This window comes from Nocardiopsis protaetiae (assembly GCF_045446735.1).
GTDB classification, from domain to species: domain Bacteria; phylum Actinomycetota; class Actinomycetes; order Streptosporangiales; family Streptosporangiaceae; genus Nocardiopsis; species Nocardiopsis protaetiae.
Map to the genome: position 1 here is coordinate 1 of NZ_JBJJBV010000183.1, position 13,919 is coordinate 13,919.

15 protein-coding genes are annotated in these 13,919 nt (G+C 72.5%); 6 read left to right on the forward strand and 9 right to left on the reverse strand.

What is annotated here, in order from left to right:
• Positions 1-402, reverse strand: a 402-nt coding sequence (locus tag ACJOT3_RS24030; RefSeq protein ID WP_406975365.1) for an NAD-dependent epimerase/dehydratase family protein, incomplete at its 3' end; no start/stop codon positions are given.
• Positions 403-525: 123 nt separating this feature from the next.
• Between ACJOT3_RS24030 and ACJOT3_RS24035 the strand changes: the two genes are divergently transcribed.
• The 4 genes from ACJOT3_RS24035 to ACJOT3_RS24050 all read left to right on the forward strand — a co-directional run bounded on the left by ACJOT3_RS24035 (position 526) and on the right by ACJOT3_RS24050 (position 5,433).
• Positions 526-1,965, forward strand: coding sequence for a zinc-dependent metalloprotease (locus ACJOT3_RS24035; protein WP_406975366.1), 1,440 nt, complete (start codon positions 526-528; stop codon positions 1,963-1,965).
• Complete coding sequence (locus ACJOT3_RS24040; protein ID WP_406975367.1) at positions 1,966-2,526, forward strand: NUDIX hydrolase; 561 nt, start codon at positions 1,966-1,968, stop codon at positions 2,524-2,526.
• Positions 2,527-2,738: 212 nt separating this feature from the next.
• Complete coding sequence (locus tag ACJOT3_RS24045; RefSeq protein WP_406975368.1) at positions 2,739-3,839, forward strand: hypothetical protein; 1,101 nt, start codon at positions 2,739-2,741, stop codon at positions 3,837-3,839.
• A gap of 25 nt (positions 3,840-3,864) precedes the next feature.
• Positions 3,865-5,433 carry a glycosyltransferase family 4 protein gene (locus ACJOT3_RS24050; protein ID WP_406975369.1) on the forward strand — a complete coding sequence of 523 codons (1,569 nt, stop codon included), beginning with the start codon at positions 3,865-3,867 and terminating at the stop codon, positions 5,431-5,433.
• A 23-nt stretch (positions 5,434-5,456) separates the two neighbouring features.
• On the opposite strand, the gene ACJOT3_RS24055 is transcribed toward ACJOT3_RS24050, so the two are convergent.
• The 6 genes from ACJOT3_RS24055 to ACJOT3_RS24080 all read right to left on the reverse strand — a co-directional run bounded on the left by ACJOT3_RS24055 (position 5,457) and on the right by ACJOT3_RS24080 (position 10,725).
• Positions 5,457-6,029, reverse strand: coding sequence for a M48 metallopeptidase family protein (locus ACJOT3_RS24055; RefSeq protein ID WP_406975370.1), 573 nt, complete (start codon positions 6,027-6,029; stop codon positions 5,457-5,459).
• A gap of 354 nt (positions 6,030-6,383) precedes the next feature.
• Complete coding sequence (locus ACJOT3_RS24060; RefSeq protein WP_406975378.1) at positions 6,384-6,545, reverse strand: hypothetical protein; 162 nt, start codon at positions 6,543-6,545, stop codon at positions 6,384-6,386.
• 59 nt (positions 6,546-6,604) lie between these two features.
• On the reverse strand, positions 6,605-6,883 hold the full coding sequence (locus tag ACJOT3_RS24065; protein ID WP_406975371.1) for a WhiB family transcriptional regulator: 279 nt from the start codon (positions 6,881-6,883) through the stop codon (positions 6,605-6,607).
• 199 nt (positions 6,884-7,082) lie between these two features.
• Positions 7,083-7,481, reverse strand: a complete 399-nt coding sequence (locus tag ACJOT3_RS24070; protein ID WP_406975372.1) for a hypothetical protein — start codon at positions 7,479-7,481, stop codon at positions 7,083-7,085.
• A gap of 203 nt (positions 7,482-7,684) precedes the next feature.
• Complete coding sequence (tesB, locus tag ACJOT3_RS24075; RefSeq protein WP_406975373.1) at positions 7,685-8,599, reverse strand: acyl-CoA thioesterase II; 915 nt, start codon at positions 8,597-8,599, stop codon at positions 7,685-7,687.
• Positions 8,599-10,725: an ATP-dependent DNA helicase UvrD2 gene (locus tag ACJOT3_RS24080; protein WP_406975377.1), complete on the reverse strand. Its 2,127-nt coding sequence runs from the start codon at positions 10,723-10,725 to the stop codon at positions 8,599-8,601. The genes tesB and ACJOT3_RS24080 overlap by 1 nt, the downstream gene beginning before the upstream one ends.
• 304 nt (positions 10,726-11,029) lie before the next feature.
• Here ACJOT3_RS24080 and ACJOT3_RS24085 point away from each other — a divergent pair, with 304 nt between their 5' ends.
• Both ACJOT3_RS24085 and ACJOT3_RS24090 read left to right on the forward strand, forming a co-directional pair.
• Complete coding sequence (locus tag ACJOT3_RS24085) at positions 11,030-11,290, forward strand: mycoredoxin (RefSeq protein WP_306371189.1); 261 nt, start codon at positions 11,030-11,032, stop codon at positions 11,288-11,290.
• A gap of 104 nt (positions 11,291-11,394) precedes the next feature.
• Positions 11,395-11,886, forward strand: a complete 492-nt coding sequence (locus tag ACJOT3_RS24090) for an ANTAR domain-containing response regulator (RefSeq protein ID WP_406975374.1) — start codon at positions 11,395-11,397, stop codon at positions 11,884-11,886.
• A gap of 100 nt (positions 11,887-11,986) precedes the next feature.
• Here the strand turns inward: ACJOT3_RS24090 and nudC are convergent, their stop codons facing one another.
• Both nudC and ACJOT3_RS24100 read right to left on the reverse strand, forming a co-directional pair.
• On the reverse strand, positions 11,987-12,967 hold the full coding sequence (gene nudC / locus ACJOT3_RS24095; protein ID WP_406975375.1) for an NAD(+) diphosphatase: 981 nt from the start codon (positions 12,965-12,967) through the stop codon (positions 11,987-11,989).
• A gap of 119 nt (positions 12,968-13,086) precedes the next feature.
• A partial coding sequence (locus tag ACJOT3_RS24100) for a M20/M25/M40 family metallo-hydrolase (RefSeq protein ID WP_406975376.1) occupies positions 13,087-13,919 on the reverse strand: 833 nt, incomplete at its 5' end.

Sequence of the window (13,919 nt, forward strand, 5' to 3'; positions counted from 1 at the left end):
GTTGTCCGAGACCCGGGCGGTGTTCTCCGGCAGCGGGACCGGGTTGTCGGGTGCCGCCCCGTAGACCATGGTGCTGGTGACCAGGAGGACGCGAGGGACCCCCGAGGCGGCCGCGGCGGTCAGGACCGTCTGCGCGGCCCGGATGTTGTGGGCGCGCCGGTCGGCGGGCCGCCGGTCCGGGGAGCGGTCGTCGGCGGTGTGCACCAGCACGTCCACACCGCCCAGGCGGGAGACCAGCGCCGGGTCGCAGACGTCGGCGATGCGCCAGGTGACGCCGCGCAGGTCGGCGAACTCGTCGTCGATGGCGATGACCTCGCGCGGGGCAGCGGAACCTTCCGGCGCCGCCAGGCGTTGCACGAGAAGTCGGCCCACCCCGGAGGCCGCGCCGGTGACCGCGACCACCGCCCCGGCCCCTTCGGACCGGCTGTGCTCTGGGCGAACCTGGCTGCTTTCGGTATTCACTCCGGGCGACTCCCAGCTAACGTGACAGTGGATACCAAACCTAATCCTGCCTGAGGTCTGATTGTGAGCGACCTGCCTTTCGGTTTCAGCATGCCGAACGATCCCGATGACGAGTCCGGACGCCGCTCTGGCGACTCCGGCTCGGGTGGTGCCGGCGGCGGCCGCCCGGGCGGAGGAGGATCCGGAATGCCCGACGGCTTCCCGTTCGGCGACCCGCAGCAGATGGCCGACATGCTGCGCCAGTTCGCCGACATGATGTCGTCCCAGCCCACGCCGGGCGACCCCGCCTCCGGGCAGGGCACCGGCTCGGGCATCAACTGGAGTATGGCCAAGGACATAGCGCGGCAGGTCGTCGCGCAGAAGGGCGACCCCAGCGTGCCGGCCGGGGACTACGCCAAGGTCCAGGAGGCGCTGCGCCTGGGCGACCTGTGGCTGGACCAGTCCACTTCGCTGCCCTCGGGCGTGCAGACCGCGCAGGCGTGGAGCCGCTCGGAGTGGGTCGAGAAGACCATGGACTCCTGGGCGCAGCTGTGCGACCCGCTGACCAGCAAGACCGTCAGGTCCATGGGGCAGAGCCTGCCCGAGGAGATGCAGTCGGTGGCCGGTCCGCTGCTGGGCATGATCCAGCAGATGGGCGGCATGATGGTCGGCCAGCAGGCGGGCCAGGCCGTGGGCGAGCTCTCCCAGGAGGTCGTGGGCACCGCCGACATCGGGCTGCCGCTGGCCGGTGAGGGCAGCGCGGCGCTGCTGCCGCTGGGCGTCGCCAAGTTCAGCGAGGGCCTGGAGATCCCCGACGACGAGGTGCGGCTGTACCTGGCCGCGCGCGAGGCGGCGGTGCACCGTCTGTACTCGCACGTGCCGTGGCTGCGCTCGCACGTGTTCCGGCTGGTCGCCGAGTACGCCGACGGGATGTCCTTCGACATCAGCGGCCTGGAGGACCGGCTCGGCGAGATCGACATCAGCAACCCCGAGGCGCTCCAGGAGGTGCTGGGCGGCGGCCAGGGCATGTTCCAGCCCGAGGACACCCCGCAGCAGAAGGCGGCGCTGAACCGGCTGGAGACCACCCTGGCGCTCATCGAGGGCTGGGTGGCGGCCGTGGTGTCGGGCGCGGTGACCGGGCGGCTGCCGCAGGCGGACGCCCTGGCCGAGGCGACCCGGCGGCGCCGGGCCACCGGTGGTCCGGCCGAGCACACCTTCGCGGCCCTGGTCGGGCTGGAGCTGCGCCCGCGGCGGCTGCGCGAGGCGCAGGCGCTGTGGACGGCGCTGGAGGAGGCGCGCGGGATCGAGGGGCGCGACGCCGTGTGGCAGCACCCGGACCTGATGCCGAGCAGCGAGGACCTGGACGACCCGGCGGCGTTCGTCAGCGGCGGGGCGTTCACCGACGCCGACTTCGACATCTCCACGCTCACCGGCGAGGCCCCCGGGGCCCCCGCCGAGGGCGACCCGGAGCGGAAGAAGGACGACGAGGACGACAAGAAGGACGAGCCGGGAGAGGGTTCCTAGGTGTCGCTGCACGCCGACGCCCGGGCGGTGCTGTCCGCCTGGGCCGCCCCCGACGCGCGCCAGGAGGAACTGCGCCGCGCGTACGTGGAACACCTGGACGCCCACGAGGACGGGATGTGGCGGGGCTGCCTGCCCGGGCACATCACGGCCAGTTCGGCGGTCATCTCCGCCGAGGGCGACCGGGTGGTGCTGACCCTGCACCGCATCCACCGGATGTGGTTGCAGACCGGCGGCCACTGCGAGCCGCAGGACGCCACGCTGGCAGGGGCCGTGCTGCGCGAGGCCACTGAGGAGTCCGGCATCCCGGGGCTGCGACTGCTGCCCGGGCCGATCCGGCTGGACCGCCACGCGGTGCCCTGCGGCGGCGGCAGCTTCCACCTGGACGTGCAGTACGCGGTGCTGGCCCCGCCCGGGGCGGAGCCGGTGATCGACCCCGACGAGTCCGCCGACCTGGGCTGGTTCCCGGTCGACGCGCTCCCCGAGCCCACCGACGAGGTGACCCGCTCCCTGGTCCTGGCCGCCGCCGCGACCGTCGCCGCCCGCCGGGGCGCCGCCCGGTGACACCGACGGCGGGGGCCCGGACGGGGTTCCCCGCCGCCCTGCCGGTACCGGGTTCCATTATCGCGACACCGATCCCGCCCGGTGTCCGGCAACCCTTCCCGGCGCCGGCGCGACGACCCCGTACGCGCAATACCGCTTGCCCGATGGGCGGTTCGGACGGGATGATCCGTTGCGGCAACGCCTGATTCCGGCCACGGAAACGGAGACACCGCGTGGCGTACCCGCACACCGACACCCAGGACGCCGACCTCTACACGGCGGCCGCACAACTGCTCGCCTCCGACCTCGACCTCTGGCGGCCGGGTGGCCGGAACACCTGGCCCGAAGAACGCAAACGGGCCTGGGAGGAGCTGAGCCGGATCCTGAGCGATGCGGTGGCGGTCGACTCCGCCCCCGGCGCGCCGTCCGACCCCGCACACCACCTGGTCACCCGCCGAACCCCCGACGACCGGCCCATCACCCTGGCTCAGGCGGGGCGTGACTGGAAGGACCGCCTCGACGCGGCCCCCCGCATCGAACACCCGGCCCACTACCTGGCCGAGAACCCGATGATGGGCCCCCTCCACATCGAAGCCGGCTCCTGCGTCCTGCTCACACGGACCTGGGGCACGTACATCCTCACGCTGGTCACCGAACTGCGGTCGCGGTCGATGCCCGGGCGCCCCGCCTGCACCATCTCCGCGGAGGCCGCGGGGTTCTCGGGAACGGTGCGGGATGTCGCGGACCACCTGCGCGACGCCGTCACCGGGGCCGCGGGAACCCCCCGCCCCGCCCTCCCCGCGGCCGGACCGGTCCGTGTGTCCTCGGGGGACCTCGACCCGCAGGTCCTCCAGCGCCTCCAACCGGCCGCGCGGCGTGCGGCGGAGACCACACCCGGGGTGGGCGCGCGGCCCTCAGGTGCCACCGGTCCCCTGTCCCGGAGAACCGCCGAGGCATCGGACATCCTGCGCGGGGTCCTGGAAGGCGCGGAGGGCTCCCCCTGGCGAGAGGTCGGCCAGGGGCGCGATCCCTCCCGGCAGTCGGTCACGGCCTCCCCGAACCCCGATCTCCCCGACCGCGACGCCCGGATCCGCTCGGCCCTGTTCCAGGGTGCTCCGCTCCCCTATGTCCCCCGGGAGCGGGAGGAGGCGCGCTCCGCCTCTGCCGGGGGCCCTGTTTGGACCGCCATGTCCCTCGACCAGGCCCTGATCATCGCCGAGGTCCTCGACGAGCTCTCGGCCCGGCTGAGCCCCGGCCGGACCACCGGCCCGATCCGGTTCGACGCCCTCCCCCTCGCCCTGTTCCTGGACACCCTCGCCACCAGGCTCCCCTGACAGGCCGCCACACCTTCGGAAGAAGATGTCACGTTATCTGTTCTTGATGTACCACGCCGAGCAAGAGGACGGCGGAATAGTCCTCAACGAGCGCATCACCCGAGCACTCGCCCGGGAGCACGACGTCCACCTGGTCACCGTGGGGGACCACCGGCCCCCGGCTCCGGACCGGACCGTGATCTCCCTGACCCGGGAGGGCATCAGGGACGAGCTGAACGAGGAGTACGAGGGCGAGGGCCCCTTCGTTTTCAGGATGTCGGAGCGCATCAAGATCCACGTCCGCGAACGGGGCCTGGAGGGACTGGGGCTGCCCGTCGGCGCGAACTCCTTCGACGCGATCGTCGGATACGGCGACATGACGACGGAGGCGGCGCTCTGGCTCAAGGAGCACCACTATCCGCAGGCCACGGTCGGTTCGTTCCTCACTCTGGACCCGGAGGCGACCCTGAAGGCGCAGGGCCTGGAGGAACTGGGAAGAACCCGGTCGGAACGCCACGGGGAGGTGTTCCAGCGGGCCGACTACGTCATCGCGCACGGGAACAAGACCGCCGAGGACGCCAAGAGGATCATGGCGAAGACCGGCGCCGGGGAAGAAGACCGCTCGCCGGTCTTCCGCTTCGTTCCCGAGAACACCCTCGCCCCGCCGCCGGCAGGGGTACGGGCCGCCGATGACCCGTTCAACGTGCTCATGCTGGGGCGCATGGAAGATCCGAACAAGGGCGCCTTGGACGGCGTGATGGCGGTGCACTCCCTGCGCGAGCGGGGCCACTCCCAAGCCCGGATGACCCTTCTCGGCGCACAGGGGACCGACCCCGAGGAACTGCACACCCAGTGGACGGAACGGCTGGGGGCCGACACCAGGGAGTTCGTCGACATCCGTCACTTCACCTCGGACCCGAACGAGATGCGCGAGGCCATCGAACGCTCGGACGTCCTGCTGGCCGCCTCCCACAGTGAGTCCTACGGGCTCGCCGCCGCGGAGTACGCGGCGAGCGGGCGGCCCGTGGTCATCGCCAGGGGCAACGGCAACGGCTTCGCCTCGGTCCTGGAGGATCCGGGTTTCATCGAACCCGAGGTCGGTGCCCGGCTGGTCATCGACGACACCGGGACCCGCGCGGCGCACAAGGACCACCTCATGGGGGAAGGGCGGGCCACCGCCCAGGCGGGCCCGCGGCACCTCCCCATCTCGGCCAGGCTGGAAGAGGTCATGAACGACCCGGAGGGGTTCCACCGCGCGGCGGGACGGCTCCGGGAGGAGCTGGGCCGGTACTCCTCCGAGCACGTGGCCCTGGCCTTCGAGGAGGCGAACGCCTACTACCGGCGCGGGGGCCGGGAGGATACCGCCCAGACACCGGACGGCGGGGTCCGCGTCGTCCCCCGCGGGGCATCGCAGAACGCCGACGTGGAACGGGAGGGGCGCGCGATCGGGTCGGCCGCACCACGGTACGACGGCCGTCCTTCGGCCCTGGACCTCATGCGGGCGAGCGGCGGGCCGCCCACCGGCCCCCGTACGGGCGCTTCCGGGCAACAGCGGCCGCCCGGCGGACGTGGCCCGGCCTCACGCGGGGACCGCGGCCCCGGGATCGGCGACTGAGGCGGTGGCGGCCGGCACCGGGTTCACTCTTCGAGGGCGACCTCGGCCTCGCTGAGCGCCTCCTCCTCGGGGGCGAGGTCGGGCTCGCAGGGCTCGGAGCGCGAGCCGGCGCTGAACCCCTCCAGGTAGCCGCGAGCGCGCTCGGCCTTGGGGTAGCGGTGCACGAGTTCCCAGAACTCGGAGCCGTGGTGCGGGATGAACAGGTGCGCGAGTTCGTGGATGAGGACGTAGTCCACCACCCAGGAGGGCATTCCGGCGACGCGCCGGGAGATGCGGATCGTGCGGGTGTCGGGGGTGCACGAACCCCAGCGGGAATTCTGGTTGTCGACCCAGCGGACGCTGTCCGGCAATCGGGTGCCGTCCAGATAACGGCGGGCGAGGTCGACCGCGCGTTCGTGGAGTTCCGCGTCACCGGGGCGGCGCCGCTCCTCGCGGGCCTCCAGCCGTTGCAGCATGCGTCCCACCCAGCGCTTTTCCTCTGCGCGGGAGAACGTCGCGGGCACGAGGACGACGGTCGTGTCCCCGTCCCTGTAGGCCGACACGGTGCGCCGGCGACGAGGACTGCGTCGCACCTCGATTTTGGTGTTCGAGGGCACGAACTTTACGGTAGCCGAGGAAAGCGCTCTCGAACAGGAGTGTGTTGTCCTGTTATGTCTTTGATTTCGTCTCCTCGGCGAGAACGGACCCGGCGGGCGGAAAACCCGGCCCCGTCGTGCATTCCGGCCTGACCTGGGGTATTTCGAACCTCTCTGGAGGGCCTTCCGAGGCCCTCTGGAGAGGTTTCCTTTATTCGGAGTTCACCGAAAAGAGACCGGACGGTGACCCTCTTTCGAGGGTCCCCGTCCGGTCCCGCGGTGGTCTCGCGCCGGTTCCGCATGTGTCCGCCGTTGTCGGCCGGGTCCGGGCGCGGTGGTCACCGCAGGTGGCGGCCACCGCGCCCGGTCACTCCGTCAACACAGGCGTGACCACGCGATTTCCATGAGCGCGTCTTCCGCACGGCGCTGCTCGCGCTGGCGGGCGCGCATCTCTCGCGCTGTCAGGCGGACGCCCTGACGCTCGCGGTTCTCGGCGCTCTTCTCGTTCGTCAGGTCCAGGAGTTCCAGGATCATCATGTCTTGTTCAGTCCTTCGGGGTTTTCTCGTGTCCAGCGGTGGAGTTCGGGATGACCGGTTCAGGCCGCGACCGGAGCCGGGTTCTTGCGGGGACGGCCGCGCGGGCGCTTGCGCGCGACGACCTGGCCGGCGACGAGCAGCTGGCCTCCCCAGACGCCCCACGGCTCCTTGCGGTCCAGGGCGTCGGACAGGCACTGCTCCCGGAACGGGCAGGCTCCGCAGAGGGCCTTGGCCGCCTCGACGTCGGCGGGGGCCTCGGCGAAGAACAGGTCGGGCTGCATACGGCAGGGGATTTCGGTCTCGCCCAGCCAGGGCGTTTCCAGGACCGACGCGAGCATCGGTGCCCTCCAAGATCTTTGTTCTCTTACAACGCGGTCGGTGTTCTCGGTTCACCGGATGCGGTTCCGGTGCGGGACCTGACTTGCGATGCCGACGCCTGCTCTGCCTCCCCGGGGGAGATCGAGCGGACGTGGATACAAAGAAGCCGCGGCCCCGAATCGGGGACCGCGGCCACGGAGGGAGACCCTCGGCCTATCGCTAGGCCGGATTCCTCCGTGGACACTTCCCCGGTGCGCCGTAGTGGCGCGGGGTTTCTTCGGTGCGAGCCGTCATGAGTTCGCCGCGGTCACGGGCGCTCTCGAAGCCGGTGGACACACCACTGCCGTTGGACTCGTGCTCGGCGGCGAGGATCACGGTCGCGACGGGTCGGACGCCGAAGCCCCCGAAGCCGATACCGGTCCCCTCGACACCGGTGCCGCGCAGAGCGGCACCCGTGGCCGAGGCCAGGCCGATGCCGCTCAGGGCATCGCCGGCGATGGCGCGCTCACCGCGCAGGGCGGAGCCGCCGGGCAGACCGCAGGACAGGGCGGTGCCCGAGACAGCGTTCAGCCACTGCTGACGGGACGACACGGTCGAAGCGAAGTTCGTGGTCATCATTTGATCGGGCACCTCCTTCAAGTCGGGCGACGGGATCCCTCCCGCGCCATGGAGCGGTCTTGGCGACGATGTACAGACTACGGGTCGCCCATGAAAACTAGCAACCTATTTTTGACCTGCGAAAACGTCCTCATCCGGCCACGGTTTCCCGGGAATCACGGGGATCCCCGCGGTGTTACCACCTCCCCCGTGGCCGGTAGCGGTCACACGGGGTCGGGGCGCAGGGCGTCGGACCAGCCCTCGGCGTCCACAACCCGGATCAGCCCCTCCTGCACCACCGAGCACACCAGTTCCCCGTCGCGGGTGTAGACCAGGCCGCGGGCCAGCCCGCGGGCGCCCTGGGCGCTGGGGGTCTCCTGCGCGTAGAGCAGCCACTCGTCGGCGCGGAACGGCCGGTGGAACCACATGGCGTGGTCCAGGCTGGCCATCGAGATCCCGGCGAAGGACCGCCCGTGGCGCAGCAGCACGGTGTCGAGCAGGGTGAGGTCGGAGGCGTAGGTCATCATGCACACCTGGGTGAGCCGGTCGTCGGGCAGTTTGCCGTCGACCTTGAGCCACACCGGGTTGACCGGGGTGCGCAGCCGCGGGTCGCGCTCGGCCTCGTAGGACAGCGGCCCCACCGGGCGCAGCTCGATGGGGTGCCAGCGCACGAAGCCCGGGACCCTGCCGAACTCGGCGCGCAGCCGCTCGCGGGTGCTGGGCAGGTCCTCGGGCGGGGGCACGTCGGGCATCGGGATCTGGTGGTCCAGCCCCGGCTCCTCCTTGTGGAAGGAGGCCGACAGGGTGAAGATCGGCTTGCCGTGCTGGACGGCGACCACCCGGCGGGTCGTGAACGACCGGCCGTCGCGGACCCGGTCCACCTCGTAGACGATCGGCACCGCCGGGTCGCCGGGGCGGATGAAGTATGCGTGCAGGGAGTGGACGTACCGGTCCTCGGGCGCGGTCCGGCCCGCGGCCACCAGGGCCTGGCCGGCGACCAGCCCGCCGAAGACCCGCTGGGGACCCTCCTGGGGGCTGTTGCCCCGGAAGATGTTGACCTCGATCCGCTCCAGGTCCAGAACCGCCAGCAGGTCGGCCACCGACTGGTCCCGCCGGGGCTCGCCGGTTCTGTCGCTCATCAGGTCGCGTCCTCCTCGTGCTCGTCGGGGGCGTCCCGACCTTCCATGACCTCGGCGGGGTCGGCGCCGGCGACCAGCGCGAGCACCGCCTCACCGTAGCGGTCGAGTTTCGCCGGCCCGACACCGGACACCGCCGTGAGCTGCGAGACCCCGGAGGGCTCCTGCTCGGCGATCGCCTGGAGGGTCGCGTCGGTGAAGATCACGTACGCGGGCACCTTCTGCTCCTGGGAGACCGCGCGCCGCCAGTCGCGCAGGCGCTCCAGCAGCGCCTCATCGTAACTGGAGGGGCAGTCCAGGCAACGGCCCAGCTTGCGCGCGGCCGCGTCGGTGAGGGTGTCGCCGCACACCCGGCAGCGGGCGGGGCCGCCGCGGCGGCGCTCGGCCCGGCGGGCGGAGGTGCTGGGCGAGGCCGGGCGCAGGCCGTCCAGGAACCGGGAGGGCTTGCGGGTCTTGCGGCCGCCCGGGGAGCGGGCCAGGGACCACGACATGGCCAGGTGCTCGCGGGCGCGGGTGACGCCCACGTAGAAGAGGCGGCGCTCCTCCTCGACCTGCTCGTCGGTCTCGGCGTAGATGATCGGCATCATGCCCTCGGTGAGGCCGACCAGGAACACCGCGTCCCACTCCAGGCCCTTGGCGGCGTGCAGGGAGGCGATGGTGACGCCCTCGAACCCGGGCGCGTGCTCGGTCGAGATGCGCACGTCCAGCTCTTCGACCAGGTCGTTCATGGTGACCGGGCCGCCGCCGGGGCCCGGCTTGGCGGCCATGTCCTCGGCCAGCTGGGCCAGCGCGGTCAGCGACTCCCAGCGTTCGCGGGCCTGGCGGCCCTCGGGCGCGGTGTCGGTGAGGCCGATCTGCCCCAGCAACTGGCGGACGGTGGCGATGAGCGGGGCGGGTGCCTCCCCGGCCGCCTCGTGGCGGGCGCCGCGCAGCAGGTGCACGGCCTGTTTGATCTCGGGGCGCTCGAAGAACCGGGTGGTGCCGCGCACGGTGAACGGGATGCCCTGGTCGGTGAGGGCCTGCTCGTAGGCGGCGGACTGGGCGTTGATGCGCACCAGGACGGCGATCTCCCCGGCGGCGACGCCCTCCTCCATCAGGGCGCGGATCTTGCGGGCGACCCCGGTGGCCTCGGCGGGCTCGTCGTCGTACTCCTGGTAGGCGGGGTCGGGTCCGTCGGGGCGCTGGGCCTGGAGGGTGAGGTGCCCGGCGGAGGTGGTGCCCCTGGCCTGGGAGATGACGTGGTTGGCGACCCGCACCACCTGGGGGGTGGACCGGTAGTCGCGGACCAGCTCCACGACGGTGGCGTGCGGGTAGCGGGTGGCGAACCCGGTGAGGTAGGAGGGGGTGGCCCCGGCGAAGGAGTAGATGGTCTGGCTGGGGTCGCCGACCACGCACAGGTCGTCGCGGTCGCCCAGCCAGGCGTCGAGCAGGAGCTTCTGGAGGGGGTTGACGTCCTGGAACTCGTCCACGACGAAGTACCGGTACTGCTCGCGGACCCGCTGGGCGATGGCCGGGTACTCGTTGATCATGCCCGCGGTGAGTTCGAGCATGGACTCGAAGTCGAGGAGGTTGTGCTCGCGGCGCAGCTCCTCGTAGGCCTCGAAGACCCGGGCGACCTCGCCCGCGGGCAGCGGCGCCTGCCGGGACGCCTTGGCGACGGCGCGCTCGTAGTCGGTGGGGCGGACCTGGGTGACCTTGGCCCATTCGATCTCGGAGGCGAGGTCGCGCAGGCCGGTGCGGTCGGGCTGTACGCCCACGGAGTGGGCGGCGCGGGCCACCGCCTGGATCTTGCTCTCGATGAGGGTGGGTTTCTCGCCGCCGATCACCTGCGGCCAGAAGAAGGAGAGCTGGCGCAGCGCGGCGGCGTGGAAGGTGCGGGCCTGCACGCGGGGGGCGCCCAGGGCGCGCAGCCGTCCGCGCATCTCCCCGGCGGCCCGGGCGGTGAAGGTGACCGCGAGGACCTGCTGCTCGGAGACGACCCCGCCGGCGACCGCGTGGGCGATGCGGTGGGTGATCGCGCGGGTCTTGCCCGTCCCGGCACCGGCCAGGATGCACACGGGTCCGCGCAGCGCGCGCGCCGCCAGGGTCTGCTCGGGGTCCAGTCCCTCCAGGACGCTGTCGGGGTCCATGGTGCTCCTGAACATGGTCGAGACGGTTGTGCGGTTCTGTGGATCAGTCTCTCAAGTATGAATCGCCGCGGGGACGGAACCGCACTCGTCCACAGGGCGGACCCGCGGGCGGAGCCCCGGGCATTACAGGGGGGACGCGGCCGGTTCCGGCCACCGAGCCGAACGACACATTTCAGAACCACCCGGCCCTGTGAGGCGTCCCACGTTGTGTCGCACGGTCGGGGGAAGCGGACCGGGACCCACGGTGTTGGGATGTGGGACCGGGCGAGAACGCCGACCGTAGGACGAAGGAAACGTGAGCGAGATGACGAACACGGCCACCGACCAGTTCACGATGTACACCACCCCCTGGTGCGGGTACTGCAAGCGGCTCAAGAGCCAGCTCGCACGGGAGGGGATCACCGGGCGTGAGGTGAACATCGAGGAGCACCCGGAGGCCGCGGAACTCGTGATGAAGGTCAACAACGGGAACCAAACCGTCCCGACGGTGGTCTTCAGTGACGGAGCGGCGATGACCAACCCGTCGCTCGCTCAGGTGAAGCAGAAGTTGGCCGAGCTGTCGTAGCCCGGAGAAGCCGGTCCGCGGGTCACTCCCGCGGGCCGTCGGCCCCGTGACCCCGAGGGGCCATCCCCGGTACGACCGCACTCGGCCATGGACGGCTCGGACGGATGACGACGGGGAGTGTTGAGTTGGGGGACGACGTGAGTTCTCATGACATAGCGGTCGCCGACGCGGTCGACGTCGGTGTGGTGCGCCGCACCCCGACGGGGTGGCGCGTGGGGAACGGGCACGAGCTGCCCGATCTGGTGAGCGCGATGGTCCTCGCCGACCTGCTCACCGCGGAGGCGGGCGGGGACCACCGGCGGCCGCAGGCGCCCGGGCGGGCGCCGGAGGGGGCGACGGAGGTGGAGCGGCTGCGCCACACCGTCTCCCAGTTGGAGCACGCGCTGCACTCGCGCGTGGTGGTGGAGCAGGCGATCGGCGTCCTGGCGGAGCGGCACACCATGCCGCCGCGCGAGGCGTTCGAGCGGCTGCGCTCCTCGGCGCGCTCGCGCGGGCGCAAGGTCGCCGACCTGGCGCGCGACGTGGTGGAGAGCAGCACCAGCCCGTTGACGGTGCTGCCGGACGAGCTGGGCAACGTCTCCCCCGGCTCCAACTGACCCCCGCACACGCCACACGCGGCGGAGCCGGGGAGATGCACGCCACCGACCCTGTCGGGAGGGTCGGCGGGAGGGCCTCCGCCGCGCGATGCCCCCTCGGTCACCACTGGCCGGGGAGGGCCTCCCCCTGCCAGTGCTCGATGAGGGTGCGGGCGATCGAGACGGGACCGGGGAGCACGATCTCCCCGGTGGCCGCCGCCTCGGCCAGTTCGGTCCGGGTGAACCAGCGCAGGGAGCCGATCTCGTCGTCGGTGCGCTCGGTCTCGCCGACGGCGCGCGCGGTGTAGCCCATCATGAGGCTGCGCGGGAACGGCCACGGCTGGGACGACAGGTAGCGGGGCTCCTCGACCACGATCCCCGCCTCTTCGGCGACCTCGCGGACGACCGCCTGCTCCAGGGACTCGCCGGCGTCGACGAACCCGGCCAGCACGGAGTAGCGGCGCGCGTCCCAGTGCGGGTTGTTGCCGAGCAGGACCTGCTCGTCCCCGCCCTGTTCGCGGTGGACCAGCATGATGACGGCCGGGTCGGTGCGCGGGAACTGCTCGCGGCCCTCGCGTTCGCACAGGCGCAGGTGTCCGGCGGCGGAGATGACCGTGGGCGCGCCGCAGGCCGGGCAGAACCCGTGGGTGGCGTGCCAGTTGGCCAGGGCGACGGCGCGGGTGAGCAGGCCGGTGTCGTGGTCGTTGAGCAGCGGGCCGAGTTCGCGCAGGGAGGCGGGCCGGGCGCCGTCGCGCTCGACGAGTTCGGCCGGGGAGCGCACCGCGAAGTAGGCGCGGCCGTCGGCCTCCCCGAGCAGGTAGCGCTCGCCCTCGGGCGCGTCCGCGGGCGGGGTCAGGACCAGCGCGGGGTCCCCCGCGGTGGTGACCAGTGCCCGGGACTGCTTGGCCATGAGGGCCTTCCAGCCGTAGCTGGTGGGGTCGCCGCCCTCCAGGGCGAGGACCCGGGTTCCGGGGTCCCGCCACGCCCGCTCCAGCCAGTCCTGGTCGGTGCGCCGGTGCGCGGCGGGGTCGACGGCGGCGCGGGACAGCATGGGGCGGGACGCGGCCGGGCCGGGCCGGGAGGCGGTGGTGTCGACGTGCATGGGTCCTTCCGGGGAGTGTGCGGGTGCGGGGCCGCGCCGTGCGGGCGGACGCGGCCGCCGGCTGACAGGGACAACGCCGCCGGGGCCCGTCGCATGCCCGGGCCCCGGGGATCCGGGCGTCAGGCGGTGCCGCCCAGCTCCTCCCACAGGTAGGCGGCGCTCTCGGCGCCCTTGAGCAGCAGCGGCGTCTCGACCTTCTCGTTGGGCGCGTGGATGTTGTCCTCGTCCAGGCCCACGGCGACGAACACCAGCGGGGCGCCGAGGATGTCGGCGATGTCGGCCTCGGGGCCGCTGCCGCCCTCGCGGGTGAACAGGACCGGGGTGCCGAAGGCGCGCTCCATGGCGGTGCGGGCGGCCTTGAGGGCGGCGGAGGACAGGTCGGAGGCGCAGGCGCGCACGCCGGGGCCGCCGAACTCCAGCTCGGCGCGCAGGCCTTCGGGGACGCGGGCCTCGACGAACTCGCGGACGCGGGCCTGGATCTCCAGCGGCTCCTGGCCGGGGACCAGGCGGAAGCTGACCTTGGCGTGGGCGGAGCGGGGGACGATGGTCTTGCCGCCGGCGCCGGTGTGGCCGCCCCACATGCCGTTGATCTCGGCGGTGGGCCGCAGCCAGATGCGCTCCAGGGTGCTGTAGCCCCGCTCGCCCCAGGTGGCGGTGGAGGCGGCGGTGGCCAGCCACTCCTTCTCGTCGAAGGGCAGGCGGGCGATGAGCTCGCGCTCCTCGGCCCCGGCCTCGACGACGCCGTCGTAGAACCCGGGGATCGCGATCCGGCCGCCGTCGTCGTGCAGGGCGGCGAGCAGGCCGCTCATGGCCTGGAGCGGGTTGGGGACGGCGCCGCCGAAGGAGCCGCTGTGCAGGTCGCGGGCGGGGCCGTGCAGGGAGATCTCGACGTCGGTGAGGCCGCGCATGCCCACGCACATGGACGGGGTGTCGGGCGCCCACAGGGTGGTGT

Bases quoted from the DNA above. Each gene is read 5' to 3' on its own strand.
- ACJOT3_RS24050 (WP_406975369.1), top strand. From the start codon at position 3,865: ATGTCACGTTATCTGTTCTTGATGTACCACGCCGAGCAAGAGGACGGC.
- ACJOT3_RS24060 (WP_406975378.1), bottom strand. From the start codon at position 6,545: ATGATGATCCTGGAACTCCTGGACCTGACGAACGAGAAGAGCGCCGAG.
- ACJOT3_RS24065 (WP_406975371.1), bottom strand. From the start codon at position 6,883: ATGCTCGCGTCGGTCCTGGAAACGCCCTGGCTGGGCGAGACCGAAATC.
- ACJOT3_RS24070 (WP_406975372.1), bottom strand. From the start codon at position 7,481: ATGATGACCACGAACTTCGCTTCGACCGTGTCGTCCCGTCAGCAGTGG.
- tesB (WP_406975373.1), bottom strand. From the start codon at position 8,599: ATGAGCGACAGAACCGGCGAGCCCCGGCGGGACCAGTCGGTGGCCGAC.
- ACJOT3_RS24080 (WP_406975377.1), bottom strand. From the start codon at position 10,725: ATGGACCCCGACAGCGTCCTGGAGGGACTGGACCCCGAGCAGACCCTG.
- ACJOT3_RS24085 (WP_306371189.1), top strand. From the start codon at position 11,030: ATGACGAACACGGCCACCGACCAGTTCACGATGTACACCACCCCCTGG.
- ACJOT3_RS24090 (WP_406975374.1), top strand. From the start codon at position 11,395: ATGACGACGGGGAGTGTTGAGTTGGGGGACGACGTGAGTTCTCATGAC.
- nudC (WP_406975375.1), bottom strand. From the start codon at position 12,967: ATGCACGTCGACACCACCGCCTCCCGGCCCGGCCCGGCCGCGTCCCGC.